The sequence below is a fragment of the Microbacterium sp. dk485 genome (assembly GCF_004570445.1).
Lineage (GTDB): Bacteria > Actinomycetota > Actinomycetes > Actinomycetales > Microbacteriaceae > Microbacterium > Microbacterium wangchenii.
The window spans coordinates 1,102,027-1,127,548 of record NZ_SPQW01000002.1 but is presented as its reverse complement, the minus strand read 5'-3'; the positions used below and the strand labels follow the sequence as shown (position 1 = coordinate 1,127,548).

The following is a 25,522-nucleotide window of genomic DNA, read 5'->3' as shown; positions in this document are numbered from 1 at the left end:
TGTCAGTTGGACTTCGCTGTGATCCACACCGTCAGTGCGATCAGCGAGCCGATTCCGAAGACCCAGATGAACAGGCCCTCGGCGACGGGGCCGAGCGAACCGAGCGCGTAGCCGCCGGGGGAGTCCTTCTCCTGCAGGAACACCAGATACGCGATGATGTCGCGCTTGTCCTCGAGGGTCAGGTTCAAGTCGTTGAAGACGGGCATGTTCTGCGGGCCGGTGACCATGGCCGCGTACATGTTCAGCGGAGTGGTCGTGTGCAGGCCGGGGGCGTACTTGCCCTCGGTGAGCGCACCGCCGGCGCCGGCGACGTTGTGGCACATCGCGCAGTTGATGCGGAACAGCTCCGCACCGTGGGACAGGTCGGCGCCTTCGCCCTCGAGCACCTCGGCCTCGGGGTAGGTCGGGCCGGGAGCGGTGGACTGCACGAAGGCGGCCATCGCATCGATCTGCTCTTCGGTGAACTGCACCGGCTTCTGCGGGGCCTGGGGTGACTGCGCCTGCATCGGCATGCGGCCGGTGGACACCTGGAAGTGCACCGACAGCTCACCGACGCCGTACAGCGACGGGCCGTTCTCGCTGCCCTGGAGGTCGAGTCCGTGGCAAGTCGCGCAGTTCGCCTGGAACAGCTTCTTGCCGTCTTCCACCGTGAGGGTGGCGTTGGCGGGGGATTCGTCTTCGGTCGCGGCGATGGCTGCCGTCGCACCGGCGTAGAGACCGCCGGTCATCAGCAGGCCCACGCCGATCAGGACGGCCGCGGCCAGGGGGCTCCGGCGGCCGGTGGAGCGTCGCTTCTTCTCACGTGCCATGTCGAGGTGCAGCTCCGCTCTATTTCAGGAAGTAGATGACGAGGAACAGGGCGATCCAGACGACGTCGACGAAGTGCCAGTAGTAGGACACGACGATCGAGGTGGTCATCTCTTTGCGCCCGAAGTTCTTGACGGCGTACGCGCGGCCGATCACGAACAGGAAGGCGATGAGACCGCCGGTGACGTGCAGCGCGTGGAACCCGGTGGTCAGGTAGAAGGCCGACGCGTACGGGTTGGCCGTGATGGGCATGCCCTCGGCGACCAGCTGCGCGTACTCCCACACCTGACCCGACACGAAGATCGCGCCCAGGAAGAAGGTGAGGTAGAACCACTCGACCATGCCCCACTTCAGGGGGCTGCCGCCGGTGCGGTACGGCTGGTAGCGCTCGGCCGCGAAGACACCCATCTGGCACGTGACCGAGGACAGCACGAGGATGATCGTGTTGACGGTCGCGTAAGGGACGTTCAGCAGTTGCGTCTCTTCCGCCCACAGCTCAGGGGAGGTGCTGCGCAGGGTGAAGTAGATCGCGAAGAGGCCGGCGAAGAACATGACTTCGCTGCCCAGCCAGACGATGGTGCCAACGGCGACCGGGTCGGGCCGTTTCACGGACCGGAGGGCCTGGGGGTATGTCGCTGGCGTGGTCACACTCCCCATTATGGCCGATTCCGAGGCCGTCGTTTGGCACCGGCGATGCCTGATTCGCCTTACCCGGGACTTAGGGAGGCCTAAGAATCCCCCGCGAGTTGACTGCGGGTGCTCCCAGAGCCCGTCCCGGCGCCGGGACGGGGCCGCTGGATAGGATCGCTGCATGGCGGAGCAGTATGCGTGGCCCGAACTTCTCACGAGCCTTCTGGGCGGAGAAGACCTGAGCGTGTCGGAGTCGACCTGGGCGATGCGCCGCATCATGCGCGGTGAGGCGACCCCCTCCCAGCTGGCCGGATTCCTCGTCGCGCTGCGGGCCAAGGGCGAGACCGTGGATGAGATCGTGGGGTTCCGCGACGCGATCCTCGAGGCGGCGCTCCCGCTGCCCGTCCCCGCCGACGTGCTCGACATCGTCGGCACCGGCGGAGATCGTTACGGCACTGTGAACGTCTCGAGCATGGCGGCCATCGTGGCCGCAGCATCCGGTGTGCCCGTCGTCAAGCACGGCAACCGGGCGGCCAGTTCGTCGTCGGGCTCCTCGGACGTGCTCTCCGCACTGGGCATCGACCTCACGCTGAGCCCCGAGGCCGTCGCCGAGACCCTCGCCCGCACGGGCATCACGTTCGCCTTCGCCGCCGCATTCCACCCCGGGTTCCGCCACGCGGGGCCCACGCGCGCCGAACTGGGCGTGCCCACCGTCTTCAACTTCCTCGGCCCGCTGTGCAACCCCGCCCGCGCCGAGGCCAACGCCGTGGGCGTGGCGCACCTGGATCGCGTGCCGCTGATCACCGGCGTCTTCCGCACGCGAGGGGCGACGGCGCTGGTCTTCCGCGGCGACGACGGCCTGGACGAGCTGACCACGACCGGCCACAGCCGCCTGTGGGAGATCAGCCTGGGCGACGTGCACGAGCACGACCTCGACCCGCGGGATCTCGACATCCCCCTGGCCGACATCGACGATCTGCTCGGGGGAGACCCCGCGCACAACGCCGCAGTCGTGCGCCGCGTGCTCGCCGGCGACCCGGGTCCCGTGCGCGACATCGTGCTGCTCAACGCCGCCGCCGGCATCGTCGCCTACCGGCTGTTCCGCGACCCCGCGCAGGCCCAGCAGCCCATCGTCGAGCGGCTCGCCCAGGCTCGTGACGAGGCGGCCGCTGCCATCGACGACGGCCGGGCCGCGGCGAAGCTGGACGCGTGGGTCGCAGCCACGCAGGAGCTGGCGGGCTGATCCGTGGACCCGCTCGACGCCCTCACCGAGATCGCGTATCTGCTCGAGCGGGAGCGGTCGAGCAGGTACAAGTCCAAGGCGTTCCGTGCGGCCGCCGACGCGATCGCCGGCCTCGACGACGCGCAGCTGCGCGATCCGGGTCTGCGCCGACGCAAGGGCATCGGCGAGTCGACCTACACCGTCATCCAGCAGGCGCTGGCCGGCGGCGTGCCGGAGTATCTGGCGACCCTGCGCGAGAAAGCGGGCATGGCGGGCCCCTCAGAACTGCGCGGCGCCCTCCGGGGGGATCTGCACAGCCACAGCGAGTGGTCCGACGGGCTCACGCCCATCGAGGCGATGGCGGATGCCGCGCGGCGCCTGGGCCATGAATACCTGGCCCTGACCGACCACTCGCCCCGGCTGCGCGTGGCCAACGGCCTGTCTCCCGAGCGGCTGCGGGAACAGCTGAGCGTGGTCGAGGGTTTCCGCGGCGACGGATTCACGCTCCTCAGCGGAATCGAAGTGGACATCCTCGAAGACGGTGCCCCGGATCAGGAGCCCGGCCTGCTGGATGAACTGGATGTCGTGGTCGCGTCGGCGCATTCCCTGCTGCGGATGGAGCGCGGCCCCATGACCCGGCGTTTCGTCGCCGCCGTCTCCAGCCCGCACGTCGATGTCCTCGGGCATGTCACGGGGCGGCTGGTCGAGGGATCCCGGGGCACCCGCCCGCCGTCGACGTTCGACCCGGTGGCCGTGTTCGAGGCATGTGCGGCGCACGGCGTCGCGGTCGAGATCAACTCCCGCCCGGAGCGTCAGGATCCGCCCGATGACTTGCTGGCGATCGCGCTGGAGAAGGGCTGCCTGTTCGCCATCGACTCCGACGCGCATGCCCCCGGCCAGCTGTCGCTGCTGGACTACGGTGCGGCGCGCGCCGAGCGTGCCGGCGTTCCCGCCGAGCGGATCGTGACGACGTGGCCGCTGGCGAAGCTGCGGGAATGGCTCGGCCGCGACCGATGAGGCGCTCGTAAACTGGGGGGATGACCCCCGGGCGTGCGCCTGCTGCCGGGCGGGCACTCCCGTGGCTGCTGATCTGGGGTGTGCTCGTCGCGGCGTTGAGCCTGCGCGGGCCCATCGTCTCGCCGACGCCCGTGCTCCGCGACATCGAGCGCGACCTCGGGCTCACGCCTGCATCCGTCGCGCTGCTGACGACGGTTCCCGTGCTGATGTTCGCGATCCTGACGCCGGTCGCCGCGTTCGTCATCCGCCGCTCCGGGCCCGAGCGGGCGCTGCTGATCACCCTCGCCGGTGTCCTGATGGGCACGGTGATGCGGGCGGTGCCGGGCTTCGGGTGGATGCTGGCGGGCACGGTCGTGATCGGCGCCGCGATCACCGTCGGCAATATCGTGATCCCCGTCATCATCCGCCGCGATGTGCCGCCCGGGCGCGTGAGCCTCGTGACCGCCGCCTACGTCGCGATGCTCAATGCCGGGTCGTTGCTGACGTCGCTGCTGACGGCCCCACTGGCCGCGCTCACGGGCTGGCCGCTGGCGCTGCTGCTGTGGTCGCTGCTGACGGTGGCGGGCATCCTCCTGTGGGGAGCGCACCTCGCCCGGTGGCGTCGCGTGGGCGTCGACCCCGCCACGAGATACTCCGGCGAGGACGCCGTGCGGCCGGGACCGAGCGACGACATCGATCCGCGCACCCTGACCGGGCCCATGCCCGTCATCTCGGCGAAGGGCGGCTCTTTCCTGCGCCGCCCGGTGCCCTGGCTGCTGCTGGCGACCTTCGCGTGCCAGACCTTCATCTACTTCGGCCTCACCACGTGGCTGCCGGTGATCTCCGGCGACCTGCTCGCGCTGGATCAGACCGCCGCCGGCGCCTTGGCGTCGATCTTCCAGGGGGCGGGCATCATCGGTGCCTTCGTGGTCCCTGCGCTGACGCGCGTCGCGCCGTCATGGGTCACCGTCGCCATCATCAGCGGCAGCTGGCTCGTCCTCACCGTGGGCGTCCTCACGGCGCCGTCGCTCATGATCCTGTGGCTCTCGATCGGCGCCATCGGCCATTCCGGCGGATTCGTCGCGATCTTCAGTGCGCTCGTGCAGGGGGCACGCTCGGACAGCGAGGCGGCCGGCATGTCGGCGCTCGTGCAGGGCGGTGGCTACGCGATCGGCGCGCTGGCGGGGCCCGTCCTGGGCGCCGTGTACGCGGCCACGGGGGACTGGTCGGGGGTGCTGACCCTGCTGATCGTCGTGGCGGCGGTGTACACCGTCCTGCTGGCGGCCTCGTTCGCCGCGGTCCGTCGCGCGGGCCGCTGAACCCGCGTCCGCTCGGGGAGCGTCAGACGGCGAGCGCGGCGAGGGCGCGGTTCATGGACGAGCCCAGATTCCACTTCTGCGCGAGGGCCTCGGCGGCGGCGCGCCGCGATTCGTCCACGTCCGGGAGACGGTCGTCCACCGGGGGCAGGTCCAGGTCACGGACGACCTCCACGACCGTCGGGGCGACCCGTAGGTAGTCGGCGCCGGCCAGGATCTTCGCACGCTGGCCCGCCGGCATCCCCTCGCCCGCCTCGGCAGCGGCGACGATCCCGGCGAGGTCGCCGTGCGCCGTGAGGAGGGTGGCAGCGGATTTCTCCCCGATGCCGGCGACGCCGGGAAGCCCATCCGAGCTGTCGCCCCGCAGCGCCGCGTAGTCGGCGTACTGGGCGGCATGCACCCCGTACTTGGTGAGGACCGTGGCATCCGTCACGATCTCGAGATTGCTCATGCCGCGTGCGGTGTAGATGACCCGGACGTCGCGGGCGTCGTCGATGAGCTGGAAGAGGTCGCGGTCGCCGGTGACGATGTCGACGGGCATGTCGGCGCGCGTCGCGAGGGTGCCGATGACGTCGTCCGCTTCGTGCTCGGCGGCGCCGACGATCGGGATCCCCAGGACGTCGAGCGCCTCGCGGATGATCGGGACCTGCACCTCGAGCGGATCGGGTACGACCTCCACGTCAGGGGAGCCCGTCACCACCTCGGCGACCCGATGCGTCTTGTAGCTCGGGATGAGGTCGACTCGCCACTGCGGCCGCCAGTCGTCGTCCCAGCACGCCACCAGATGCGTCGGGTGGTACGTGCTCACGAGCTTCGCCACGATGTCCAGGAGACCCCGCACGGCGTTGACGGGGGTTCCGTCCGCGGCGCGCACCGAATCGGGCACCCCGTAGAACGCCCGGAAGTACAGCGACGCGCTGTCCAGCAACATGACTCGTTCTTGCACGGGATTCTCCTTCGTGGGTGCCCGCGACTGTGCGAGCGGAGTGTGGTCAGAGCGGAGTCAGGCCTGAGCCCAAGGGGTCGAGCTCGACGCGGAAGGTGTTGCCGACCTCGTGTTGCAGCGCGGCTTGCAGTCGTCGACCTTCCGCGAGGTGTTCGGTACGAGCCTTCTCTGATCGCCACCCGGTCTCGTCATCGAACTCACGATTGAACTCCTTTGCCCACTCCATGATCTGTTCGACCAGAGCCGGATCAAGGAACGTCAGCCCGAATTCGTAGTCGCCATCGGAACGGACGGGCCAACCCGTGTACGGGATGCCGAGCTCGACTGAACGGATGGTCATCTTGTCGATTCTGTCCTGCGGCGCGACCCTCGTGTGGGTCAATTCAGAGTGACGTGCCGACGACGTGCGCTGAAAACGGGTCTTTGGTCGAGTACAGCGACGCGGAGTCGAGCAGGAGCAGTTTGTCTGACCGAGTGGACACCTCGACAGGCTACTGTCCGCCTCATCGGTGCCGATACAGTGGCGGCATGTCCGCGACGGCCACCAGCTTCCGGGGCGCGCTCGCCCAGACGATCGTCTACGTGCTTGCCGCCGCATCCGGTGCGACGATCTTGGTGACACACGTCGTCAGGGGCGACAGCAGCTTCGGGATCCTCACGGGGGCTGGGATCCTTCTCACCTTCGGTACCCTCGCCGTCATGTCCGGGCGCACCACCCTGCAGCTGCACCGAGAAGCGCGGAACGCCGTCGGGCAGGTGTCCGTAGGGATTCCAGGAGACTAGACGCTGCCGATCGACGGCGCGGAACTGGTGCGCAAGAGCAGCCAGTCGTCGAGGGCGGCGCGGAAGGCGGCGGGCTGCTCCACCCAGGGATAGTGGCCGCAGTTCTCCAGCAACGTCAGATCCGCGCCGAGCGCGTCGGCGTAGGCCCTCACCGGCTCGACGCCGCTGAGGATGTCGGCGCGCCCGCCCAGGACGAACGTCGGCGGCAGGGGAGCGGCCCTGATGCGCGCGGCCGCATCACCCGGGAAGTCGCGGAACCATGCCGAGGCCGCCATCCACGTCATCGCACCGACGGCGGCGTGCTGCCGCTCGGTCGGCGTCCACCGGGCGTACCCGGCGGCCGCTTCGGCCTCCAGTGCTCGCTGGAACGCGGTCTCGTCCGTGGGCGCTTCGCCCTTCATCGACGCCAGCGCGCGGGCGATCTCGGGCTCGTTGCGCTCCGCGGCCAGCGCCTCGCCGTCGTGCGGCGCACCGGTCAGCCACGCGGCGGCGGGTGTCACGAGCGCCAGAGATCGGATGCGGCCGGGGTGCTGGGCGGCGGCTGCCAGCGCGAGCCGCGTGCCGGCGGAGTGGGCGACGACGTCGACGGCGGGCGCCCGCAGGTGGTCGGCGACGCGGATGAGGTCGGCGGCATCCGTCCACCACCCGCGGGAGAGCCCGCCGGTCGCGGGGGTTCCCCGCGGGTGCAGGATGACGAGCGCCCGCGTCTGGGCGAGGCCGGCGAGGTCGCCGAGGTATGCGGGGTCGCGGCACGGACCGCCGGGCAGCACGACGACCGGCACTGACCCGGGAGAGCCGTGGATCTCGACGGCGAGGCGGGCGCCGTCGGCCGTGTCGATGAACCGCACGGCATCACTGTAGGGGGCGCCGCGTCAGCACGCGGGGCCGGAGGGGTTCTCCGCACACGTCTTGTCGACGAGTGCCGTGCGCACCTCGAACACCTCCACCGGGTAGCCCGCCGTCGTGGAGGTCACGGGCCCGTTCACGGGGAACCACCGCCCCACCCCGAAGTCGACCTCCGCGGAGTACTCGATGGAGACCGCCACCTGGTACACGCCGCGCTCGCCGTAGGCGTGGCTCGTGGCAGTGGGGGTGAACTGCGCCTGCCCGAGGTCGCCCCAGGATGCTCCGCCGGAGGTCGAGCGCGCGGTGGTGCCGTCGCCGTAGTCGAAGACGAACGCCGAGGGCGTGAAACGCACCGTGACGGGGCGGTCGAACAGCGTGCCGCTGACCGACTGCGCCGATGCGGAGGCGACGAAGTTCACCGGCATGCCCACCACCCCGACCCCGTCGGGCTCTCCTTCCAGGGCCGGACCTCCCGGCGCGAAGCTCGCCACATCCCGTGCCGTCACCGCAGGGATGCCGGGCAGCACTTCGCCTTCGACCGGTTCGCACACCGCGAAGCCGCCTCCGATGAGCGTGCAGCCCGGCGGCAGGGCCTCGGCATCCGAGGGCGACCCCGGACCGGTGGAATCCGATCCGCCCGAGTTCCCTCCGCCCTTCGGCGGGCGCTGCGGCGTGGTCGTCTCTCCGACGATGTCGATCTGGCTGCCCGAGTTCGAGGTGCAGTTGGATCCCCACAGACTTCCCGCGCCGCAGCGCTCGGGCGTAGGAGCTCCTGTAAACACGAGAGCGGTGAGCACGAGAATCCCGGTGGTCCTCAACACTGTAGGTCCCTCTGGGCGCCAGCAGATTCAGACACCGCATAGCCGGTGTCGGTGGATGCGGGCGTCAGTTCGATTTCCAGTTCTTGCATGTCTGGCCTATCCGATGCGGCCACGCTGTTCCCGTCGGTATCCAAGAGTCGTACCTGGCTGACGTCGACGCATACTTCCAGGCGAACGCTTCCGGTAGGCGTGACAGCGATGGCCTCCGTGTGCGCCAGCACTGAGCTGCCCGATATGGTCCACCTGTCGGCATGCATCTCGGAGAGGGATCGGCGTTCATCGGCCTCGAAGGATCCTTGGGTCCACGCATAGACGGGCTCGAACGTGGTCGGGTCGCTCAGGTCGACGTGGTTGAGGGCATCGATGTAGGCGCGGTAGGTCTCTTCGGCGGCGGCGAAGGCCTGCTCGTCGGTGAGCGGCGTGGGGGTGGTCTCGCGCGGCTCGGGGGAGCCGACGCATCCGGTCGCCGCGGCGGCAGCCACCGCGAGGACGACGAAGGCGCGGGCGACTCGGGCGAGCATGGCACCCAGGCTAGGAGCGACACCCTCTCGACGCACCCGTTATCCACAACACGTGCGACATCGGGCGTAGCAGGGTGGAAACATGCACGGGGCAGGATGGCGGCATGACTCTCGCCACCGCTCTCTCCGCCACGCTTCCCGACTGGCTCGTCGCCGACCTGCCCGATCTGCCGGAGACGCTGCCCACGCTGGAAGACCGCATGGATCTCGTCAACGCCCTCGCCGACCGCAACTGGCGTGCGGGCAACGGCGGTCCGTTCGCGGCGATCGTGGTCGAGGCCGAGTCGGGGCGACTCGTGTCGGCCGGCGTCAACGTCGTGCTGAGCTCGGGGCTCAGTTCGCAGCATGCCGAAGTCACCGCGATCGGCCTGGCCCAGACCGCGCTCGGGCGGTGGGACCTGGGGGCGTCCGGCGCCGACCTGCAGCTCGTGGTCAATTGGCGTCCGTGCGTCATGTGTTACGGCGCGACGATGTGGAGCGGCGTCCGCTCGCTCGTCGTGGCGGGTGAGGGTCCCGAGCTGGAAGCCCTCAGCGGGTTCGACGAGGGACCGGTCGTGGGTGACTGGATCGAGCAGTTCGAGGCCCGTGGCATCCGCGTCGTGACGGACGTCCGGCGGGATGAGGCCGTCCGAGTGTTCGCCGCGTACGGCGAGGCGGACGCGGTCGTCTACAACGCGCGCGGCTCCGTCGCCTGACCCGCCGCGCTCACCCTGCGCTCAGCCGGCAGGGCCCCAGTACACCAGCCGGTCGCCGGGCAGCTCCAGGACGAAGTAGCCGGTCGCCGACACGTCGGTCGCCACGTCGAACACCTCCGCGTAGCGCACGGTGTCACCCGCCGGCACCGGAGGGATGTCCCACGTCGACGGAAGACCGGTCAGCTCGGGCAGATGCTCGGAATCGGCACGCCCGCCGTCGCCGGTGAGCAGCCACGAGTACAGCGAGTAGTCGTAGTCGCTCGCCGGATCCAGCACGTCGCCGCCGAGGTTGGTCAGTTCGACGGTCACCGCGAGGTACGCGCCGTTGGCCGGTTCCGTTTCGACCGCACCGGATGCGGCGGTGACGTCTTCTGGCGCGGTGACGGTCATCGCCCACACGTCCGAGCCGGAGTTCTCGTCCACGATCGTGATGGTCGTGCCGTACGCGAGTGGGTCGGCCCGAGAAGCTCCCGCTCCCTCCAGTCCCGGCACACCCAGCTCCGGCTCGAGCGGCGGGTCCGCATTCCCCGGATCGTCGGGCACGAACGGCTCGTCGATGGCGGGCGGTGCGTCTCCCGCCTCCCACGGCCAGCTCGACAAGCCCCATGGAATCACGAACGACCAGGCGGCGATCGCCGCCGACGCCGCGGCCAGCACGAGGGCGGTGATGGGCAGACCCCGCGGCACCGCGCGGCGGACGATCGCGACGACGGCCACGATCACGGCTGCCGGCAGCAGCGGCACCAGCAGGAGCCGCCCGGCGACGGGAACCACCGCGGCCGCCAGGCATACGGCACCCAGCACGAGAGCGGTGACGGCGAGCCCCGAAGGGCCCTGCGACGGAATGGCGCGACGCGGGTCGGGGCCGTAGACGGGGGGAGCGCCGGGATACGGCTGATGAAGAGCCGGCGGAACGCTGCGACCGGACATGGTGCTCCTCTCGCCGGTGGCCCCATGGTACGGATCCCGTCCCCGCTGCGGCGCTGGTGCGGCGAGGGTGTGGAAAGCCCGCTCCGCGCAGTGCGGATACAGTGGCGGGCATGTCGTTCGGTGCCGCCTCCGCTGTGCGTGCGGACGACGGCGAGCCGTGCCCGTGCGGAAGCGGTGCAGCGTTCGGCAGCTGCTGCGGGCCGCTCCTGGCCGGGGATCCCGCGCCGACCCCCGAGCGGCTCATGCGCTCGCGCTATACGGCGTTCCGGATGCGGGATGCGGGTCACCTCGAGCGAACGTGGCATCCGCGCACGCGTCCTCCCGACCCGGTTCAGCTCGATCCCGACGTGCAGTGGACGGGCCTGCAGATCGTGGACGAGTCGGTCGCGGGAGACGAGGGCAGAGTCGAGTTCCGCGCCTCGTGGCGCAGCGGCACCTCGCGCGGGGTCCTGCACGAGCGCAGTCGGTTCGCCCGCCGCGGCGGACGCTGGCTGTACCTCGACGGCGACGTGGCCGCGGAATAGCGCGGGTCGCCGGGTGGTTCTGGCGGGTATGGACACCGACGCGCCCCGCGAGGTGGATGTCGCCGTGCTCGGGGCGGGGCAGGCCGGCCTGTCCGCCGCCTACCACCTGCGTCGTCGGGGGTTCTCGCCGGTGACGCGGGGAGCGGATGCGGCCACCTTCGTGGTGCTCGACCGAGAGCATGCGCCCGGTGGCGCATGGCAGCACCGCTGGGCGTCGTTGCGCATGGCCACGGTCAACGGCATCCACGAGCTGCCCGGTTTCCCGGTCCCACCGGCTGACCCGGACGCGCCGGCGCGGGAAGTGCTGCCGCCGTACTTCGCCGAGTACGAACGGCGCTTCAACCTGGACGTACAGCGCCCCGTCGCCGTCCGCGCCGTGCGCGCGGTGGACACCGACCCGCGCGGCAGGCTGCTTGTGGAGACGGACCGCGGCGCGTGGTCGGCTCGGTACATCGTCAACGCCACCGGCACGTGGACCCGGCCCTTCTGGCCGCACTACCCCGGCCAGGAGCTGTTCCGTGGACGCCAACTGCACACCGCCGACTACGTCTCGGCCGACGAGTTCGCCGGTCAGCGGGTGATCGTGGTGGGAGCGGGGGTCTCGGGCGTGCAGCTGCTGGAGGAGATCTCCCGCGTCGCGACGACGTTGTGGATGACCCGGCGCGAACCCGAGTGGATCGAGGAGGACTTCGACATCCCCGCCCGCGTGGCCGCGATCGCCGGTGTGGAGGAGCGGGTGCGTCAGGGCCTGCCTCCGGGCAGCGTCATCTCGGTCACCGGCATGCACTGGACGCCCTGGGCGGAGCGCGCGCGGGATCGCGGCGTGCTGCAGCGTCTGCCGATGTTCACCCGCATTGAGGAGGACGGCGTCCGCATGCCGGATGGATCGTTCCTCGCCGCCGACGTCATCCTGTGGGCCACGGGCTTCCGCCCGGCACTGGATCACCTCGCCCCCTTGCGTCTGCGGACGCCGGAGGGCGGCTTCCGGGTGGCCGAGTCGCGTTCGCTCGATGACCCGCGGGTGTTCTTCATCGGTTACGGGCCGTCGGCCTCGACGGTGGGAGCCAACCGCGCCGGCCGCACCGTGGCTGCGGCGATCGCCGCCGAGCCGGTTGCTGTCGACGCCTGAGCACGGCGTCAAGCCCTCGTTTCGGCGCGGGTGCGGCCCCTAGCGTGGGGGCGTGACTGATTCCCGTGTTCTCATCCTCGGCGGCCATGGCAAGGTCGCCCTCCTCCTGGCGCCCCTGCTGGTGGCCCGCGGCGACGAGGTGACCGCCGTCATTCGCAATCCGGCGCACGCCGACGACGTGTCGGCCACCGGGGCCACCCCCCTCGTGCTCGACCTGGAGGCCGGCGCCGACCTCGGCGAGGCGTTCGAGGGGTACGACGCGATCGTGTGGGCGGCCGGTGCCGGCGGCGGAAGCCGCGAGCGCACGTACGCCGTCGACCGCGATGCCGCGATCCGCTCGATGGATGCGGCGGAGGCCGCCCGCGTACGGCGGTACGTGATGGTCTCGTGGATCGGGTCATCGCCGGACCACGGCGTGGATCCGGACAACCCGTTCTACGCCTACGCGGACGCGAAGCTGGCCGCCGACGACCACCTGCGTGCGAGCACGCTCAACTGGACCATCCTCGGGCCGGGGGCCCTGACCCTCGATCCGCCCACCGGCCGCATCGCCCTCGACCCCGAGGGTGACGGCGCCGTCCCGCGTGCCGACGTGGCCGCCGTGATCGCCGCCGCGCTTGCCGAGGACCACACCGTGGGCCGTTTCATCCGCTTCGGCTCCGGCGACACCCCGATCGCGGAGGCGCTCGCCCGCTGAGGGCCTCAGTCGCCGACGAGGTTCTCGTGGATGCGGTGCAGATCGACCAGCAGCGACCCCACGAGCACCCAGTGATCGGCCGAGGGCGCGGTCACCTGCAGCGGGCGCGTGAGCGCGGGCGGCTCGCCCGGATGAGGGTCGGACGGGCCGGCGACCGCGCCGGCTGACACTCGCAGGCGCACGTCATGAGCGGCGCGGCGCAGCTGCTCGGCGATGGCGCGCACCGACGGCTCGTCGACGATGCCGGGGTCGTAGCGGTCGACGACCGCACGGGTCATCCCGATCACCTGCGTGCTGATCGGGCCGAACATGTCGAGTTCTTCCTGCGCGCGGGCGACGGCGGCGCGCACTTGACGCCCCCGCGGATTGAAGGTGAGCGAGTCGTTGGCATCGTCGATGGCCTTCTCGGCGGCGTCGCGCATGGGACGCAGCAACCGGGCGGTCAGCAGCAGCTCTTCCAGCTCCGCCCTCGTGCGGGGATGGGAGAGCGCGCCGGCGAGGCGGTCGAGGGCGTCGGCGATCTCGCTGCCGAGTCCGTCGCTCTTCTCGCGCGCGGGGCCGACAGCCACCGGCGGCACGACGGCGAGGTTCACCAGGAAGCCGATCACCGCGCCGATGAGGGTCTCCAGCACCCGGTCGACGGCGTATCCCGGCGTCGCGGTGCCCAGCGACAGCACCAGGAGCGCGCTGATGCCCACCTGGTTCGACGTGCCCGGGGTGAGCTTGAGGGCCCACGCCGCCAAGAGCGCGACGGCCGTGGCCAGCAGCGTCACCCACGGATGGGTGCCCAGCAGGATGCCGAGCACCGATGCGATGACGACGCCGGCGACCACGCCGATGCTGCGCTCGATGGCCTTCGTGAACGACTGGTTCAGACTCGGCTGCACCACCAGCAGCGCCGCGATGGCCGCGAACACCGGCGGCGGGCCCTGCACGAGCCAGGCGGCGACGATCCACGCCGCGACGACCGCGATGGCCGACTTCAGCACCTGCAGCAGCGGCCCGCGCCGGGGGGAGCGGAAGGTCGCGGGAATGCGCATGCACCGAGTGTCGCAGGGACACGGGACGGATGAGGCGGGGTTGCGCAGTGCGGGCCGCGCGCGCCTCAGCGGGCGGACAGCTGTGTGCCGATGACGCGCAGCAGGTCGAGCTTCTCGGCGTCGGGGGTACCCGGCGTGGCGGTGAAGACCAGGAGACGGTGGCCCGTCTCGGTGTCGAGCAGGGTCTGGCAGTGCAGCGTCAACTCGCCCACGTCGGGGTGCGCGAAGCGTTTGGTCATCGGATGCTTCTCGGTGACCTCATGGTCGGCCCACACGGCGGCGAAGTCCGGACTCAGCCGCTGCAGTTCAGCGACGATGGCGCCCGCACGTGAGCGGTCGCCGGTGCGGGCGTAGACGGCGCGCAGCTCGGCGACGAACGTGCGCCCCCGCGCGTCGTGGTCGGCTCGCGCGTACACATCCCGGGATTCCGGCTCGGTGAACCAGCGGTACACCACCACGCGCCGCAGTCCGTCGAGCTGCCGCGCGTCGCCGAGCAGCGCGCGGGCGGGCTCGGTCTGGACGAGGGTTTCGCCCAACTCCGTCACGACCTGCGCGGGTGTGTCGGTCAGGCGCTCGAGGATCCGCTGCATCCCCGGGGAGACGTGCAGATCTGCAGTGATCCGCTCGGGAGCGGCGTACCCGCCGAGCCGGAACAGGTGGTCGCGCTCGGCGCGGTCGAGGTGCAGCGCGCGGGCCAGTGCGGCGAGGATCTGCACGGACGGCCGCGGCCCCCGCGCCTGTTCCAGCCGGTTGAGGTAGTCCGTCGACATCCCCGCCAGTGCGGCGACCTCTTCCCGCCGCAGGCCGGGCGTGCGCCGTCGAGGACCGCGCGTCAACCCGACGTCTTCGGGCTGCAGCGCCTCGCGGCGCTTGCGCAGGAACTCGGCGAGCTGATGCATGCCCACATCCTCCTCGCGTGCGCGACGCTGAGCCAGGGATCGCCGGTCCCTCGATGGCCGCGACCTGGATCGGCGGACGGATGCGGCGGAGCCTGAAGGCATGACCGACGAACGCATCATCCTCATCACCGGCGGCTCCCGTGGGCTGGGCCGCGCCGCCGCGCTCGCCCTCGCCGACGGCGGCGACGACATCGTCCTCACCTACCGGAGCGACGCGGAGGCCGCAGCCGCCGTGGTCGCCGAGGTCCACGCGCGCGGGCGGCGGGCGGTGGCACTCCCGCTGGACACCACCGCCCCCGACACCTTCGCGGAGTTCGCGGAGCGCCTGCGCGACACCCTGGGCACCGTGTGGGCGCGCGACACCTTCGATGTGCTGGTGAACAACGCCGGCTACGGCGGCACCGCGCCCCTCGGGGGCTTCGACCGCGACAGCATCGACCGCCTCGTCGCCGTGCATTTCACGGGCGTCGTGCTGCTCACCCAGCAGCTGTCACCCGCGCTGGCAGACGGCGGCCGCATCCTCAACGTGTCCAGCGGACTCACGCGCATGGCCGCCCCCGGCATGGCGGTCTATGCCGCGGTCAAGAGCGCGGTGGAGACCTTCACCGTGTACCTCGCGCGCGAGCTCGGGCCCCGCCGCATCGCGGTCAACGTCATCGCACCGGGAGCGACGGCCACCGATTTCGGCGGGGGAGCGGTGCGCGACGACGAGCAGTACCGTGCCGTGCTGCTGCCCATGATCGCGATGGGCCGCATCGGCGAGCCCGACGACATCGGGGCGGCCGTCGCCGCTCTCCTCGATCGACGGATGGCGTGGGTCACCGGCCAGCGGATCGAGGCCTCCGGCGGCCAGCGCCTGTGACAGCGGGCGTAGCGTGGAGGCATGCCGGACCTGGAACTTCTGCGCCGCGACGTCCTGACGCGGCTCGAGCGCCTGGACGCCGACGAGCGCTCCCTGCTGCACGATCGCGCCGACGGCACCGCCGACGACGAACACGACCCTGAGGGGTCGACGCTGTCGGGGGAGTGGTCGCGGGTGGACGCGCTGCGGCGGGCGGCGCTGGGCGAGCTGGCCGAGATCGACGCGGCGATGGCGCGGATCGCCGACGGCACCTACGGTATCTGCGCGCGCTGCGGGCGGCCCATCCCCGCCGAGCGCATGGACGTGCGCCCGACCGCCTCCCTGTGCGTGGCCTGCGCATGAGAAAGCGCGCGAGGCTTCGGTCGGTGCGCCTCTGGATGAGCGCCGCGGCCGTTCTCGCCGTCGCACTGCTCGTCGCCGTGTTCATCGGCGGGGCGGTCGACTCGAGTTCGCCACAGCTCGTCGCTGCCGGCATCGGGTTCGCCGCCGTCATGACGGGGTGGTCTACGGGGTACGCCGTGATCACGTCGAAGCTGCGACCCGATCAGGGGGTGTCCGCTTCGTCGTAGCAGTGGAGGGCCGGGTCCGGGTCAGAAGGGCGGCGGATCGGTGTCGGGGATGAACACCACACGGGGCGGCGGATCGTCGGTGTAGGTGCTGCCGAGGGGGCTGGTGAACTCCAGCGTCCCGTCGGCGCGCTGCCGCACCGTCCACGCCGTCTCCGACTTCAGGGTGTGATGGCGGACGCACAGGTGGGCGAGGTTGCCGACGGCCGTGCGGCCGCCGTCGTGGTGCTCGGAATTGTGGTCGATCTGGCAGCGGTGCGCGGGCTGGCGGCATCCGAAGCCCCGGCAGTGCTGGTCGCGCGCCTGCAGGAACCGTCTTTGATCCGGGCGGGGCGTGTACCGGTCGACCTCGAGGACCGTGCCGGTGACCGGATGAACCAGCACCCGATCCCAGCCGGGAGCGTGGGCGGTGAGCCGCCGGGCGGTGTCGGGATCGATCGGGACCTGTCCGTGCAGGCTCGCACCGGAGCCGACGGTACCCAGGAGCGTGAGGACCGGCACGACCACCTGCACGTGCGCCTGGATCGCGCCCAGCCCGCCGGGGTGCCGGTCGCCGGTGGTGGGGTCGATCGCGGGGGCGCCGGTGAGTAGCATGTCAGCGGCCACATCGGCACCGATCTGCGCGAGCGTGCGTGCGTCGTCCACCGCCGGCTCGGCCCCTGCATCCGGAGCGCTCGCCGGATCGTCGCCGCGTCGGGCGCGTTCGGCATTGGCCTCGTCACGGATCACGCGCGCCTGCCGGCGGATGCGGTCACGGATCCCGTACGCGAGGGCGGCAGGAAGGCGCAGCTGGAGGAGGGCCATCCCGTCGTCGAGATCGAGGATGCTGACCCCGCGGGTCTCCGCAGCGCGCGCGTGGCGCTCGTCCATCCCCACCGGGTTGACCGCCTCGGCGAGCTCACGTGCGTACGCCTTCGTCCGACCCGGCGTCTCCTTGACGGCGAAATCGAGGACCGTCTGCTCCCATGCCTCGCGCACATCGTCGTCGTCGATTCCGACGCCGACATCGAGCATCACCGTGACGTGCCGCTGGGAGATCCGCGCCTCCTGCAATGCCGCCACCGTGGCAGGCAGCTTCGACACGAGCGTGTAGGCGTCGTTCAGTTCCTTCTGCGCGGTGAGGTCGTGCACGTGCGTCGCGAAAGCGATCTCGGCGGCCAGCGAGCGCATCGGCATCTCGCGCTCACGGGAGTCGCGCGACGTCATGCGCGCCGTCTGCTCCAGGGCGACCTCGACGAGCGCGGCGTGGTGGCGGATCCGCGCCGCCTGCGCTCGGGCGATGATCGCTTCCTGCTCTCGCGCGCCAGTCAGGCCGGCCCGCATGCGGGCGGCATCCCCGGAGGATAATTCCCCAGGCCCGAAGCTGTTTTCCATTCCTTCACGCTAGCGGGGGCCACCGACATTCCCGCCACGGGAAACCCGGGACCACGGCGCCCTGTGGAGAACCCGCGTTGTGCACAGGCGCCGCGTCCAGAATGCGCTCCGCACCCCCGCGAGGGCCGTCAGTCGTCGCTGGAGTGCAGGCCGCGCCCGGCGGAGAGGAGAGTCGCCTCCGGATGCTCCGCCATCACGCGCTCGGCGGTGTCGAGCACGTCGCGCACGTGCGCGGGCGTCGCGGCGACGACCGCGACCCCGATCTCCGCGCGGCGGTGCAGATCGTGCGCGCCCGTCTCGGCGGCCGCCGCCTCGGTGCGCCGGCTCAGGTGAGCCAGGATGGGGCGCAGGATGCTGCGCTTCTCCTTGAGGGAGTGCACGTCGCCCAGCAGCAGGTCGAACCGGATCCATCCGATCCACATGTCACGACGCCGGCGCGGGCTGGGCCATGTACCACTCCACGAACCGTCGCGCACGGCCGTCGGGGCCGAAGTGGACCTCCCACAGATTCGAGTACTTCTCATGACCGGGGTAGCCGACCCATCCCGTGACGATGCCCAGCTCGTCGTTCTCGATGAGCACCCGCAGGTCGTGCACGGGCTCGGCCGGCTCGTCCTCGCCCCACATCGCCACGATCGCGTCGATTCCGATCGCCGGCTCGGGATCGTCGGGGCGGAAACAGTATTCGGCATCGTCGGTGAACAGTGCGCGGACATCATCGGGGTGCTTGCTGCGCCACGCTCGTTCATAGCCGGCGAGCCAGTCGCTCGTACGTGTCATGACTCCGGTCTACCGGCTCCGTGCCGCCGCCGCCACGTGTTGCGAAGGTGACTGCGGCCGGGCAGGTCCCCTCGGTACGCTGACGCCATGACCACCCTCGTGCTCACCCTCGTCGGCGACGACCGCGCCGGCATCGTCGCCGCCGTCGCGACCGTCGTCGACGCCGCCGGCGGCAACTGGGGGAGCAGCCAGCTCGCGGAGCTGTCGGGGGCGTTCGCGGGGATCGTGGAGGTCTCGGTGCCGGATGACCGCGCCGACGAGCTGCGCGAGGCGCTGAGCGGCATGGAGGGCCTGGTGACGGTCGCTGCCGTCGGGGCAGCATCCGCGGCCCACGCACCCGCCCGGCATCTGGCACTGCAGGTGCTCGGCAACGACCACCCCGGAATCGTGCGCGAGATCACGGCTGCCCTCAGCGCCCACGGCCTGAGCATCGACCGGATGACGACAGAGGTGCGGGATGCCGCGATGTCGGGCGGGAGCCTGTTCGAGGCGTCGATCGAGGCGCGGGTTCCGGCCGGGCTGGATGTGAACGACGTCCGCGGCGAGCTCGAGCGCGTGGCCGCGGAGATCCAGGTCGACCTCACAGTCAGCGACTGACGGGCTCGCTCAGCCGGCCACGCGGGCGGTCGGTTCCCGACGGCGTCTCCCTCACCCTCGGCCGAAACACCACTTGCCGTCCGAGACACCCGGCGTCGCCCGGTGTCTCGGACGGGATGTGGTGTCTCACCGATTACCCAGCCTGGCGACCCCGGCGGCGATCGCGCGCCACCCGACGAGGAAGGCCAGGAGCGTTCCGGTCGCCACGATGATGAAGGCCACCGCGGTGCCCTGCCCCGACACCGCGCGCAGCAGCATCCCGCCGGCCACGGTGATCGCCCACACCGGCACACCCGTGCGCACAGCGGCGGCGGGGCGCCGCCAGGCCACCGCGATGAGCCATCCGGCGAGGAGGGAGACGAGGAACGGCCACGCGGTCTGCGCGAGCCCGGATCCGCCCGGTCCGAACGGGTCGCCCTCGTGGGTGGCCCGGCCGATGGCGGCGAAGACGGTGACCAGGACCGCGTCGAGGGCGAAGGCGCCCAGGGCGGCGCGGCGAGTCGACATGTTCCCATTCTCCCCGCACCGCTCCCGTGGACGGTGTCGGGGAGGTCTCCTACCCTCGTCGCATGGACAGTATCCGGGCGATGACATGGAACGTGTGGTGGCGGTTCGGCGACAACTGGGAGGAGCGGGAGCCGGGGCTCGTCGAGGTGGCGCGGGCGACGGAGCCCGACCTGCTCGGGATCCAGGAGTGCTGGGGAGAGGACGCACGGACGCAGGCCGACGTCTTCGCCGAAGCGCTGGGCGGACATGCCGCCTTCGTAGAGGGCGACCTCCCGCCCGCCACGCCGGAGGGTGACGGCGCCGTGATGGGGCTCGGCCTGGTCAGTCGCTGGCCGATCGTGGGAACCGAGCGCGTGGACCTGCCCTCGGACGGGCGCCGCAATCCCGCCCTGGTGGCGACGATCGAACGGCCCAACGGGCTGATGAGGGTCGTGGTCGGCGCGGTGAGCTGGGAGCCGGAGCGGGTCGAGGAGACGGCCCTGCAGGTGGCGGAACTGCAGCGGCTCGTGCGGGAGGGTCGCGCCGAGCGACCCAATCCCAGCATCCTCCTCGCCGACCTCAACTACGACCAGAGCCAGCCGGCGCTGGCCGGCCTGCAGCTGGACGACGTGTGGGACGCCGCCGAGCCGGGTGCCGACCCGCGGACCCTGAGCGAGACGAACCGGTTCGCGCCGTCGGAGTGCGCGGATCAGTGGAACCGGCGCATCGACCACATCCGCTACCTGCCCGGCACGGAGGGCGCGAAAGCGACGCGGGCCTGGATCATCCGGGATGAGCCGGGCGGGTTCCCGCCCTCGGACCACTACCCCGTCGTGGCGGACATCGCCGTCGGTGAAGGGCCGGCCGCTCCTACCGGTCCGATGCCGAGCGCGTCGTGGATGCCCTGACGGGCAGACTCACTCCAGAAGGTGCACGCGCGTGGCGATGAGCCCGCCCACCAGGGCACCGAGCCCGCCGGCGGCCATGTCGCCGATCGTGTCGGCGTACTCGACGAAGATCTCGTCGGTGATGAAGGTGTACCCGGCCCACTCCACCATCTCCCACAGGGCGCTGATGGCCAGGCCGATGATCGTCGCCAGGACGATCGGGGTGCGGGCAGGAGGGCGCGTCCCGACGACGTCCGGGATGATCCGCAGGCGCCCGGCGAAGACGTAGAGCATCACCGCCAGCACGCCGGTGCATTCGAAATGCACCAGCAGGTCCCACCCGGGCACGGTGCGGTACAGGTCGATGACGTTGCTCCACGCCGCCACGAGCACCGACACGCTGAAGAGGATGTCGAACCCCGCCCGCACCCCGAGGAAGCGGGGGAGCACGAGCGCGGGGAGCGTGAAGGCCAGGATGCCGGCGTCGGTGGGGCTCCACACGAAGCCGGCGACGAACACGCTGAGCAGCCCCACGACCCGTAGCGCGTCGGCGAGCCACTCGGCGGTGCCGGAGGGCGGACGCAGGAACCGCTCGATCATGCGCCGGCACCCCGCATCCGTACGACCGCCTGCACCGGCAGGTGGTCGGAGGGCCGCCCGCCGCGCACGGGACGCGCATCGATGCCCGCGCTCACGACGTCGAACCCCCGGGCGTGGATCGCGTCGATGCGGGTCCCGCCCGAGCGGGGCCGGCGGCCGCTCGCGTACGTGCCCCATTCCCGCGTGAGCTGCGTGGCCGCCAGCTCCCACGTGTCCGACAACCCGGCCGCGGCCAGTCGGCGCCGCGCTGTCGAGTCGGGCCCGGCGTTGAAGTCGCCTGTGATGAGGGCCGCACCGTCCCCGGCGCTCTCGGTCAGCAGCGCCGCCGAGCGTGCCCGGGCGAGGGGCGAGAGCACGTCCAGGTGCGTGTTGAGCACCACGAACAGCGCCCCCGTGGAGCGGTCGGAGAACCGCACGCGGGTGAGGATGCGAGGGAACAGCGATCCCCACGATCTCGAACCGGCGACCTCGGGACGCGTGGAGAGGGCGCGCTGGTCCCAGTCCACCAGCTCCAGGCGCGTGTCGTCCCAGAACACGGGGCATCCCTCGCCACCGCCGTCGGCGTCACGTCCCCGGCCGACGAAGCGGTATGAGGGACCCAGCGCGTCGCGCACCACATCCGCCTGGTGCGGCAGCACCTCCTGTGCGCCGAGGATCGTCGGCTGCTCGCGGCGCAGCAGCGCGTACATGCGGTCGCGCCGGCGCAGCCACCCGGCGGATCCCTTGCGCGCACGCAGCACGTTCAACGTCATGAGGGAAAGCTCCGGAGCCCGCGCGGGTCCGATCAGCGCGTCGGTGTCAGGCACGGCGTCCCGCCTCCGCCCACTGCAGCGCGCGGCGCATCAGGAGATGCACCCAGCGCACCGGCGGAAAGTCCTGCGGCCAGTGCACCACGACGGTGCGCACGCCGCGGATCGTGCGCACGGCGAAGGCGCGCGGATCGCCGAAGGGGCGCATCGACACCCCCATCGCGGCATGGCGCGCGTAGCCGATGGGGTAGCGCAGGCCGACGTGGAAGGCGAGGTCGAAGTCGTCGTGGACGCCCGGGGACAGATGCACCTTCCCTCGGATGCGCCGCCACACGTCGCGGCGGAAGGCGAGGTTCGACCCGTAGAGGGGGAGGTGCCCGAGCGCGGTGTACGACACCGCGGTGTAGGCGCCCAGGTACACCGCCGCCAGCGGCGCCCGCAGCCGGCGCGGTCCGTCCACGAACCGCGCACCGCCGGTGAACGCCCCCACGTGCGGGCGGCGCTCGAACGCCGCCGTCATCGTCTGCACCCACGTGATCGCCGGCAGGCTGTCGGCGTCCAGGCGCAGCACGATGTCGCCCGTCGCCGCGTCGTAGCCGCACGCGCTCGCCGCCGGGATCCCCGGGCGCTCGCACGGGATCACGCGGGCACCCGCCTCCCGCGCGACAGCCGCCGAGTCATCCGACGAGCCGTTGTCGACCACGATCACCTCGTCGGGCGCGCGTGTCTGCAGCGTCAGAGCGCGTAGGCAGCGGCGCAGCGGTGCGGCGTCGTCTTTGACCGGGATGACGACAGACACGCGTGTCACATCGCCTCCAGGCCCGCGTCCGGATCCTCGACTCTCGGGATCATCCTTCACGCTATGGGGATCCCGCAGCCGGACCGGCACGGTTGACACCTCACTCGGGAGCGGGTACCCGGGGCCGGTCAGGTGCCGTCGCGGATGCTGCGGACGAAACCGCCCACGTTCTCGCGCAGCGCCTCGATCCGCCGCTGGCGCGCAGCCTCGACGTCGAACCCGAGGTAGGCCACAGGAGGGAGCTTCCGTACGTTGCGCGAGCACTCGAAGTGCTCGCACACGAGCGTGCCGACGGTGTCGCCCCGCCGGCCGGCGTCGCCCGAGCGCCGGGCGCTGAAGAACACGACGTCGTTGGGCAGCTGCACGTCGGCGCACCACGCGCACTGCGCCCGCGAGCGCGGACGCGCCTCCGCCTGGCGCAGGAGGACGCCGGCGAGCTCGCCGTCCAGTTCGACGAGAACGTAGCCCAGCAGCGGGAGCCTGGGGTCGCGCCAGCCGAGGTAGTCCAGCTTGTCCCACTCGAGGGTGTCGAAGCCGGCCGGCAGGGAGAGGTTCTTGCGTTCGCTGCGCGACGCATTGAGGAAGGAGGCCCGGATGTGGGCGTCGGAAACGGGGAGCATGACGAGAACTTTCGTGACAGCGCTCGCCGGTGAGGCGAGGCGGAACGGTGCGCGGTCGCGCGGTGAAGGCCCGAAGGCGAGAGGGAGCGGCGATGCCGGGCTACCTCGTGCCGGCGCGGGAAGCGCCGGGTACCTCCATCCGCCCTGCGGGCTCTGTCGTCGGTGTCACCGTCCCAGGCTACGCCTGTACGCGGCGCCGGGGGCGTTGTCCAGGGTCTTGTCGCAGACGATGCGCCGAGGAGGCTGGAAGCAACGGACGAAAGGACTCCCATGAGCGACATCACGCACGGCCGGCACGACGACGACGCCCGAGCCGACGACGCGCCTCCCACCGACGCCGTCACCGACGAAGTGCGCGAAGACGCCGCATCCGCCGAGGAGCACGCCGACGTCGCCGAGGAGGAGGACGAGGCGTGAACGCCGAGGAGAAGACCCGCCTGGCCGCAGGGGAGAGCGATCAGCTTCCTCCGCCGCCCCCCGCGGCACCGGCCGCCTCGCCCGTGCCCTCGCGCCGCGACAGCGACGAGGCCGACGAGAACGACTGACCCGCCCGGTCAGGTGTCGCGCTCGATGATGGCGTGCGCGGGGCGCTCGTCGTCCTCGCCCCCCGGCGGGTAGTCGGCGCGCTCAGGTCGTGCCCGCAGATAGAGGATGCTGGCGACGAGCCCGCCCCACAGGATGACGATGGCCAGAGCGAGGAACACGATCGCGAGGGCGGTCATGAGCTCTGCTCCTCTCGACGGGCGGACGCCGCGGAATACGGCGGCCACGGGGTGAACTCATCCGGCGACCGCCGCCAGGCCAGCAGGGACAGGACGATCGTGGCGACGACGATGAATGCGATCGAGCCCCATCCGAAGGCGAGCAGATACCAGCCGGGGAGGCCGCCGTACCCCTCGATGATCAGCGTCACGATCCGCTGGATGAGCATGTAGCCCAGCACGACCGGGGCCACCACGCCCACCAGGGCCACCCAGACGCGGCCGACCTGGAAGGTCGAGACGGCGTTGAGGTGGGAGCGCAGTTCGCCCGCCCGGCGCAGCACCCACACGATGAGCACCGATCCGAGCACCGCCGAAGCGACGATGCCGATGTTGTTGGCCCACTGGTCGGTGACATCCAGCGCCAGCAGTCCCGTCGTGGTGGAGAACAGCAGCACCGACAGCACCGCCGAGACGGTGCCCACCCCCAGCGCGGCGGCCCGCCGCGACAGGGCGAACTTCTCCTGCACAGCCGCGGACACCACCTGCAGCACCGAGACGAGCGAGGTGAAGCCGGCCATCGCGAGCGAGCCGAAGAAGAGGCAGCCGAACAGCGCACCGCCCGGCATCTCGGAGACGATCGCCGGGAAGGTGATGAAGGACAGCCCCACCCCGGTCAATCCCTCCAGCTCGTCGATGGCCAGGTTCTGCTGCACGGCGAAGAACCCCAGCGTGGCGAACACGCCGATGCCGGCGAGGATCTCGAACGACGAGTTCGCGAACGCCACGACCAGGCCGGGGGCGGTCAGGTTCGAGCGCCGGCGCCGGTAGGAGGCGTAGGTGATCATGATGCCGAACGCGATGGAGAGGGAGAAGAAGATCTGGCTGTATGCGGCGATCCACACGTTCGGATCGCCCAGCGCCGCCCAGTTCGGCGTGAACAGCGCGTTCAGGCCCACCGCGGCGCCGTCGAGGAACAGCGCGCGGACCACCAGCACGAGGAAGGCGACCACCAGCAGCGGGAGGAAGATGACGTTGACCCGCTGCAGGCCCTTCGCCACGCCCGCCGCGAGCACCGCGATCGTCACGATCCACACGAGCGCCAGGGGGATCAGCACGCCGGGGACGAACTCGAGGCTCAGGCCGGGGTCACCGGTCTGCAGGTAGTCGCCGGAGAAGAAACCGGCCGGGTCGTCGCCCCAGCGCAGGTCGAAGGAGAACACGAAGTAGCTCGCCGCCCACGCGATCACGACGGTGTAGTAGAGCCCGATCACGAAGGCGATCGCCACCTGGAACCAGCCCAGCGACTCCAGCCAGCGCCCGCGCGGCCCGCCCAGCCGTCGCAGCGACGTCGGCGCCGACCCGCGGAAGCGGTGACCGATCGCATAGTCCAGGAACAGGATCGGGATGCCGGCGGTCAGCAGCGCGACCAGATACGGGATGAGGAAGGCGCCACCGCCGTTCTCGTACGCGACACCGGGGAACCGCCAGATGTTGCCGAGCCCGACGGCCGAGCCGATGGCCGACAGGATGAAGCCGACCTGACCGGTCCACTGCTCGCGGGGGGCCGTCGTGGTGCTCATGCGATCCTTCGGTGAGATGGACGGTGGGCGGTCAGGACGATAGCACCGACGGGGAAGGGGCGCACCCGGTCGCCCGGATCCGGGACCGGGGGGATCGACGGTTCGCATACGCCGAC

At 71.2% G+C, this 25,522-nt stretch carries 35 protein-coding genes; 15 read left to right on the top strand and 20 right to left on the bottom strand.

Annotation, left to right across the window (positions count from 1 at the left end; all coding sequences use genetic code 11):
* Positions 1-2 precede the first annotated feature (2 nt).
* Together E4V99_RS16340 and E4V99_RS16335 are read right to left on the bottom strand one after the other, a co-directional pair.
* Positions 3-809 (bottom strand): cytochrome c, encoded by an 807-nt coding sequence (locus tag E4V99_RS16340; RefSeq protein ID WP_135065457.1) that lies wholly within the window; start codon positions 807-809, stop codon positions 3-5.
* A 19-nt stretch (positions 810-828) separates the two neighbouring features.
* Entirely contained in the window at positions 829-1,464 is a 636-nt protein-coding gene (locus E4V99_RS16335) for a heme-copper oxidase subunit III (RefSeq protein ID WP_135065460.1), read from the bottom strand.
* 154 nt (positions 1,465-1,618) lie between these two features.
* Between E4V99_RS16335 and trpD the strand changes: the two genes are divergently transcribed.
* The 3 genes from trpD to E4V99_RS16320 are packed head-to-tail and all read left to right on the top strand — an operon-like array spanning position 1,619 to position 4,974.
* Positions 1,619-2,680, top strand: coding sequence for an anthranilate phosphoribosyltransferase (gene trpD, locus E4V99_RS16330; protein WP_135117864.1), 1,062 nt, complete (start codon positions 1,619-1,621; stop codon positions 2,678-2,680).
* A gap of 3 nt (positions 2,681-2,683) precedes the next feature.
* Positions 2,684-3,676, top strand: a complete 993-nt coding sequence (locus E4V99_RS16325) for a PHP domain-containing protein (RefSeq protein ID WP_135117863.1) — start codon at positions 2,684-2,686, stop codon at positions 3,674-3,676.
* A gap of 20 nt (positions 3,677-3,696) precedes the next feature.
* Entirely contained in the window at positions 3,697-4,974 is a 1,278-nt protein-coding gene (locus E4V99_RS16320; protein WP_135117862.1) for an MFS transporter, read from the top strand.
* Positions 4,975-4,996: 22 nt separating this feature from the next.
* Here the strand turns inward: E4V99_RS16320 and E4V99_RS16315 are convergent, their stop codons facing one another.
* Complete coding sequence (locus tag E4V99_RS16315; protein WP_135117861.1) at positions 4,997-5,917, bottom strand: 5'-3' exonuclease; 921 nt, start codon at positions 5,915-5,917, stop codon at positions 4,997-4,999.
* Between the two features lie 46 nt (positions 5,918-5,963).
* Complete coding sequence (locus E4V99_RS16310; protein WP_135117860.1) at positions 5,964-6,257, bottom strand: hypothetical protein; 294 nt, start codon at positions 6,255-6,257, stop codon at positions 5,964-5,966.
* Positions 6,258-6,445: 188 nt separating this feature from the next.
* On the opposite strand from E4V99_RS16310, the gene E4V99_RS16305 reads away from it, so the two are divergent.
* Positions 6,446-6,700 (top strand): hypothetical protein, encoded by a 255-nt coding sequence (locus E4V99_RS16305; protein WP_135117859.1) that lies wholly within the window; start codon positions 6,446-6,448, stop codon positions 6,698-6,700.
* Here E4V99_RS16305 and E4V99_RS16300 read toward each other — a convergent pair.
* The 3 genes from E4V99_RS16300 to E4V99_RS16290 are packed head-to-tail and all read right to left on the bottom strand — an operon-like array spanning position 6,697 to position 8,888.
* A complete protein-coding gene (locus E4V99_RS16300) occupies positions 6,697-7,548 on the bottom strand; it encodes an alpha/beta hydrolase (RefSeq protein WP_245233220.1) in 852 nt (283 codons plus the stop codon). The two genes, E4V99_RS16305 and E4V99_RS16300, sit on opposite strands and share 4 nt — an antisense overlap.
* Positions 7,549-7,572: 24 nt before the next feature.
* The gene (locus tag E4V99_RS16295; RefSeq protein WP_135117858.1) at positions 7,573-8,367 is read right to left on the bottom strand and encodes a hypothetical protein; all 795 of its coding nucleotides are present in this window, start codon (positions 8,365-8,367) and stop codon (positions 7,573-7,575) included.
* On the bottom strand, positions 8,361-8,888 hold the full coding sequence (locus tag E4V99_RS16290; protein WP_135117857.1) for a hypothetical protein: 528 nt from the start codon (positions 8,886-8,888) through the stop codon (positions 8,361-8,363). The genes E4V99_RS16295 and E4V99_RS16290 overlap by 7 nt, the downstream gene beginning before the upstream one ends.
* A 104-nt stretch (positions 8,889-8,992) precedes the next feature.
* On the opposite strand from E4V99_RS16290, the gene E4V99_RS16285 reads away from it, so the two are divergent.
* Entirely contained in the window at positions 8,993-9,583 is a 591-nt protein-coding gene (locus tag E4V99_RS16285; protein ID WP_135065484.1) for a nucleoside deaminase, read from the top strand.
* A gap of 21 nt (positions 9,584-9,604) precedes the next feature.
* Here E4V99_RS16285 and E4V99_RS16280 read toward each other — a convergent pair whose 3' ends face one another.
* Positions 9,605-10,513 carry a hypothetical protein gene (locus E4V99_RS16280; protein ID WP_135117856.1) on the bottom strand — a complete coding sequence of 303 codons (909 nt, stop codon included), beginning with the start codon at positions 10,511-10,513 and terminating at the stop codon, positions 9,605-9,607.
* Positions 10,514-10,623: 110 nt separating this feature from the next.
* Between E4V99_RS16280 and E4V99_RS16275 the strand changes: the two genes are divergently transcribed.
* Genes E4V99_RS16275 through E4V99_RS16265 form a run of 3 tightly spaced genes read left to right on the top strand, consistent with a single transcriptional unit; the run spans position 10,624 to position 12,863 of the window.
* Positions 10,624-11,037, top strand: coding sequence for a YchJ family metal-binding protein (locus E4V99_RS16275; RefSeq protein WP_135117855.1), 414 nt, complete (start codon positions 10,624-10,626; stop codon positions 11,035-11,037).
* A gap of 28 nt (positions 11,038-11,065) precedes the next feature.
* A complete protein-coding gene (locus tag E4V99_RS16270; protein WP_135117994.1) occupies positions 11,066-12,166 on the top strand; it encodes an NAD(P)-binding domain-containing protein in 1,101 nt (366 codons plus the stop codon).
* A 52-nt stretch (positions 12,167-12,218) separates the two neighbouring features.
* Complete coding sequence (locus E4V99_RS16265; RefSeq protein ID WP_135117854.1) at positions 12,219-12,863, top strand: SDR family oxidoreductase; 645 nt, start codon at positions 12,219-12,221, stop codon at positions 12,861-12,863.
* Between the two features lie 5 nt (positions 12,864-12,868).
* Here E4V99_RS16265 and E4V99_RS16260 read toward each other — a convergent pair whose 3' ends face one another.
* Positions 12,869-13,903, bottom strand: coding sequence for an FUSC family protein (locus E4V99_RS16260; protein WP_135117853.1), 1,035 nt, complete (start codon positions 13,901-13,903; stop codon positions 12,869-12,871).
* Between the two features lie 65 nt (positions 13,904-13,968).
* A complete protein-coding gene (locus E4V99_RS16255; RefSeq protein WP_209305642.1) occupies positions 13,969-14,802 on the bottom strand; it encodes a helix-turn-helix transcriptional regulator in 834 nt (277 codons plus the stop codon).
* A gap of 100 nt (positions 14,803-14,902) precedes the next feature.
* Here E4V99_RS16255 and E4V99_RS16250 point away from each other — a divergent pair, with 100 nt between their 5' ends.
* From E4V99_RS16250 to E4V99_RS16240, 3 genes are read left to right on the top strand one after another with little or no spacing between them, the layout of a single operon-like run.
* The gene (locus tag E4V99_RS16250) at positions 14,903-15,664 is read left to right on the top strand and encodes an SDR family oxidoreductase (protein ID WP_135117851.1); all 762 of its coding nucleotides are present in this window, start codon (positions 14,903-14,905) and stop codon (positions 15,662-15,664) included.
* A gap of 21 nt (positions 15,665-15,685) precedes the next feature.
* On the top strand, positions 15,686-16,006 hold the full coding sequence (locus E4V99_RS16245) for a TraR/DksA C4-type zinc finger protein (RefSeq protein ID WP_135117850.1): 321 nt from the start codon (positions 15,686-15,688) through the stop codon (positions 16,004-16,006).
* A 23-nt stretch (positions 16,007-16,029) separates the two neighbouring features.
* A complete protein-coding gene (locus E4V99_RS16240) occupies positions 16,030-16,233 on the top strand; it encodes a hypothetical protein (RefSeq protein WP_135117849.1) in 204 nt (67 codons plus the stop codon).
* A gap of 21 nt (positions 16,234-16,254) precedes the next feature.
* On the opposite strand, the gene E4V99_RS16235 is transcribed toward E4V99_RS16240, so the two are convergent.
* The 3 genes from E4V99_RS16235 to E4V99_RS16225 form a co-directional block, all read right to left on the bottom strand.
* Positions 16,255-17,604: an HNH endonuclease signature motif containing protein gene (locus E4V99_RS16235; protein WP_135117848.1), complete on the bottom strand. Its 1,350-nt coding sequence runs from the start codon at positions 17,602-17,604 to the stop codon at positions 16,255-16,257.
* A gap of 128 nt (positions 17,605-17,732) precedes the next feature.
* Positions 17,733-18,026 (bottom strand): DUF503 family protein, encoded by a 294-nt coding sequence (locus E4V99_RS16230; RefSeq protein ID WP_135065511.1) that lies wholly within the window; start codon positions 18,024-18,026, stop codon positions 17,733-17,735.
* A gap of 1 nt (position 18,027) precedes the next feature.
* A complete protein-coding gene (locus tag E4V99_RS16225; protein ID WP_135117847.1) occupies positions 18,028-18,384 on the bottom strand; it encodes a hypothetical protein in 357 nt (118 codons plus the stop codon).
* Positions 18,385-18,471: 87 nt separating this feature from the next.
* On the opposite strand from E4V99_RS16225, the gene E4V99_RS16220 reads away from it, so the two are divergent.
* Complete coding sequence (locus tag E4V99_RS16220) at positions 18,472-18,981, top strand: ACT domain-containing protein (RefSeq protein ID WP_135117846.1); 510 nt, start codon at positions 18,472-18,474, stop codon at positions 18,979-18,981.
* Between the two features lie 126 nt (positions 18,982-19,107).
* On the opposite strand, the gene E4V99_RS16215 is transcribed toward E4V99_RS16220, so the two are convergent.
* On the bottom strand, positions 19,108-19,488 hold the full coding sequence (locus tag E4V99_RS16215; protein ID WP_135117845.1) for a DUF3054 domain-containing protein: 381 nt from the start codon (positions 19,486-19,488) through the stop codon (positions 19,108-19,110).
* Between the two features lie 62 nt (positions 19,489-19,550).
* Between E4V99_RS16215 and E4V99_RS16210 the strand changes: the two genes are divergently transcribed.
* Positions 19,551-20,375, top strand: coding sequence for an endonuclease/exonuclease/phosphatase family protein (locus E4V99_RS16210; RefSeq protein WP_135117844.1), 825 nt, complete (start codon positions 19,551-19,553; stop codon positions 20,373-20,375).
* Positions 20,376-20,384: 9 nt separating this feature from the next.
* Here the strand turns inward: E4V99_RS16210 and E4V99_RS16205 are convergent, their stop codons facing one another.
* From E4V99_RS16205 to E4V99_RS16190, 4 genes are all read right to left on the bottom strand, one after another.
* Complete coding sequence (locus E4V99_RS16205; RefSeq protein ID WP_135117843.1) at positions 20,385-20,954, bottom strand: hypothetical protein; 570 nt, start codon at positions 20,952-20,954, stop codon at positions 20,385-20,387.
* Positions 20,951-21,760 carry an endonuclease/exonuclease/phosphatase family protein gene (locus E4V99_RS16200; protein WP_135065530.1) on the bottom strand — a complete coding sequence of 270 codons (810 nt, stop codon included), beginning with the start codon at positions 21,758-21,760 and terminating at the stop codon, positions 20,951-20,953. Before E4V99_RS16200 ends, E4V99_RS16205 begins: the two co-directional genes overlap by 4 nt.
* Positions 21,753-22,502, bottom strand: a complete 750-nt coding sequence (locus E4V99_RS16195; RefSeq protein ID WP_245233219.1) for a glycosyltransferase family A protein — start codon at positions 22,500-22,502, stop codon at positions 21,753-21,755. The genes E4V99_RS16200 and E4V99_RS16195 overlap by 8 nt, the downstream gene beginning before the upstream one ends.
* Positions 22,503-22,630: 128 nt before the next feature.
* Positions 22,631-23,122: an FBP domain-containing protein gene (locus E4V99_RS16190; RefSeq protein ID WP_135065536.1), complete on the bottom strand. Its 492-nt coding sequence runs from the start codon at positions 23,120-23,122 to the stop codon at positions 22,631-22,633.
* Between the two features lie 270 nt (positions 23,123-23,392).
* On the opposite strand from E4V99_RS16190, the gene E4V99_RS18520 reads away from it, so the two are divergent.
* A complete protein-coding gene (locus E4V99_RS18520; protein ID WP_167747753.1) occupies positions 23,393-23,539 on the top strand; it encodes a hypothetical protein in 147 nt (48 codons plus the stop codon).
* Positions 23,536-23,667, top strand: coding sequence for a hypothetical protein (locus E4V99_RS18745; RefSeq protein WP_261799164.1), 132 nt, complete (start codon positions 23,536-23,538; stop codon positions 23,665-23,667). Before E4V99_RS18520 ends, E4V99_RS18745 begins: the two co-directional genes overlap by 4 nt.
* Positions 23,668-23,676: 9 nt before the next feature.
* Here E4V99_RS18745 and E4V99_RS16185 read toward each other — a convergent pair whose 3' ends face one another.
* A complete protein-coding gene (locus E4V99_RS16185; RefSeq protein WP_135065539.1) occupies positions 23,677-23,844 on the bottom strand; it encodes a methionine/alanine import family NSS transporter small subunit in 168 nt (55 codons plus the stop codon).
* Positions 23,841-25,406: a sodium-dependent transporter gene (locus E4V99_RS16180; protein ID WP_135065542.1), complete on the bottom strand. Its 1,566-nt coding sequence runs from the start codon at positions 25,404-25,406 to the stop codon at positions 23,841-23,843. Before E4V99_RS16180 ends, E4V99_RS16185 begins: the two co-directional genes overlap by 4 nt.
* Positions 25,407-25,522 lie beyond the last annotated feature (116 nt).

What these genes read in the sequence shown, in the direction of transcription:
- E4V99_RS16290 (WP_135117857.1), bottom strand. Translation starts at nt 8,888, where the DNA reads ATGCTCGCCCGAGTCGCCCGCGCCTTCGTCGTCCTCGCGGTGGCTGCC.
- E4V99_RS16305 (WP_135117859.1), top strand. Translation starts at nt 6,446, where the DNA reads ATGTCCGCGACGGCCACCAGCTTCCGGGGCGCGCTCGCCCAGACGATC.
- E4V99_RS16230 (WP_135065511.1), bottom strand. Translation starts at nt 18,026, where the DNA reads ATGTGGATCGGATGGATCCGGTTCGACCTGCTGCTGGGCGACGTGCAC.
- E4V99_RS16260 (WP_135117853.1), bottom strand. Translation starts at nt 13,903, where the DNA reads ATGCGCATTCCCGCGACCTTCCGCTCCCCCCGGCGCGGGCCGCTGCTG.
- E4V99_RS16335 (WP_135065460.1), bottom strand. Translation starts at nt 1,464, where the DNA reads ATGGGGAGTGTGACCACGCCAGCGACATACCCCCAGGCCCTCCGGTCC.
- E4V99_RS16310 (WP_135117860.1), bottom strand. Translation starts at nt 6,257, where the DNA reads ATGACCATCCGTTCAGTCGAGCTCGGCATCCCGTACACGGGTTGGCCC.
- E4V99_RS16340 (WP_135065457.1), bottom strand. Translation starts at nt 809, where the DNA reads ATGGCACGTGAGAAGAAGCGACGCTCCACCGGCCGCCGGAGCCCCCTG.
- E4V99_RS16210 (WP_135117844.1), top strand. Translation starts at nt 19,551, where the DNA reads ATGGACAGTATCCGGGCGATGACATGGAACGTGTGGTGGCGGTTCGGC.
- E4V99_RS16270 (WP_135117994.1), top strand. Translation starts at nt 11,066, where the DNA reads ATGGACACCGACGCGCCCCGCGAGGTGGATGTCGCCGTGCTCGGGGCG.
- E4V99_RS18520 (WP_167747753.1), top strand. Translation starts at nt 23,393, where the DNA reads ATGAGCGACATCACGCACGGCCGGCACGACGACGACGCCCGAGCCGAC.
- E4V99_RS16245 (WP_135117850.1), top strand. Translation starts at nt 15,686, where the DNA reads ATGCCGGACCTGGAACTTCTGCGCCGCGACGTCCTGACGCGGCTCGAG.
- trpD (WP_135117864.1), top strand. Translation starts at nt 1,619, where the DNA reads ATGGCGGAGCAGTATGCGTGGCCCGAACTTCTCACGAGCCTTCTGGGC.
- E4V99_RS16190 (WP_135065536.1), bottom strand. Translation starts at nt 23,122, where the DNA reads ATGCTCCCCGTTTCCGACGCCCACATCCGGGCCTCCTTCCTCAATGCG.
- E4V99_RS16225 (WP_135117847.1), bottom strand. Translation starts at nt 18,384, where the DNA reads ATGACACGTACGAGCGACTGGCTCGCCGGCTATGAACGAGCGTGGCGC.
- E4V99_RS16280 (WP_135117856.1), bottom strand. Translation starts at nt 10,513, where the DNA reads ATGTCCGGTCGCAGCGTTCCGCCGGCTCTTCATCAGCCGTATCCCGGC.
- E4V99_RS16275 (WP_135117855.1), top strand. Translation starts at nt 10,624, where the DNA reads ATGTCGTTCGGTGCCGCCTCCGCTGTGCGTGCGGACGACGGCGAGCCG.
- E4V99_RS16255 (WP_209305642.1), bottom strand. Translation starts at nt 14,802, where the DNA reads ATGCATCAGCTCGCCGAGTTCCTGCGCAAGCGCCGCGAGGCGCTGCAG.
- E4V99_RS16205 (WP_135117843.1), bottom strand. Translation starts at nt 20,954, where the DNA reads ATGATCGAGCGGTTCCTGCGTCCGCCCTCCGGCACCGCCGAGTGGCTC.
- E4V99_RS16180 (WP_135065542.1), bottom strand. Translation starts at nt 25,406, where the DNA reads ATGAGCACCACGACGGCCCCCCGCGAGCAGTGGACCGGTCAGGTCGGC.
- E4V99_RS16215 (WP_135117845.1), bottom strand. Translation starts at nt 19,488, where the DNA reads ATGTCGACTCGCCGCGCCGCCCTGGGCGCCTTCGCCCTCGACGCGGTC.
- E4V99_RS16250 (WP_135117851.1), top strand. Translation starts at nt 14,903, where the DNA reads ATGACCGACGAACGCATCATCCTCATCACCGGCGGCTCCCGTGGGCTG.
- E4V99_RS16285 (WP_135065484.1), top strand. Translation starts at nt 8,993, where the DNA reads ATGACTCTCGCCACCGCTCTCTCCGCCACGCTTCCCGACTGGCTCGTC.
- E4V99_RS16235 (WP_135117848.1), bottom strand. Translation starts at nt 17,604, where the DNA reads ATGGAAAACAGCTTCGGGCCTGGGGAATTATCCTCCGGGGATGCCGCC.
- E4V99_RS16185 (WP_135065539.1), bottom strand. Translation starts at nt 23,844, where the DNA reads ATGACCGCCCTCGCGATCGTGTTCCTCGCTCTGGCCATCGTCATCCTG.
- E4V99_RS16320 (WP_135117862.1), top strand. Translation starts at nt 3,697, where the DNA reads ATGACCCCCGGGCGTGCGCCTGCTGCCGGGCGGGCACTCCCGTGGCTG.
- E4V99_RS16220 (WP_135117846.1), top strand. Translation starts at nt 18,472, where the DNA reads ATGACCACCCTCGTGCTCACCCTCGTCGGCGACGACCGCGCCGGCATC.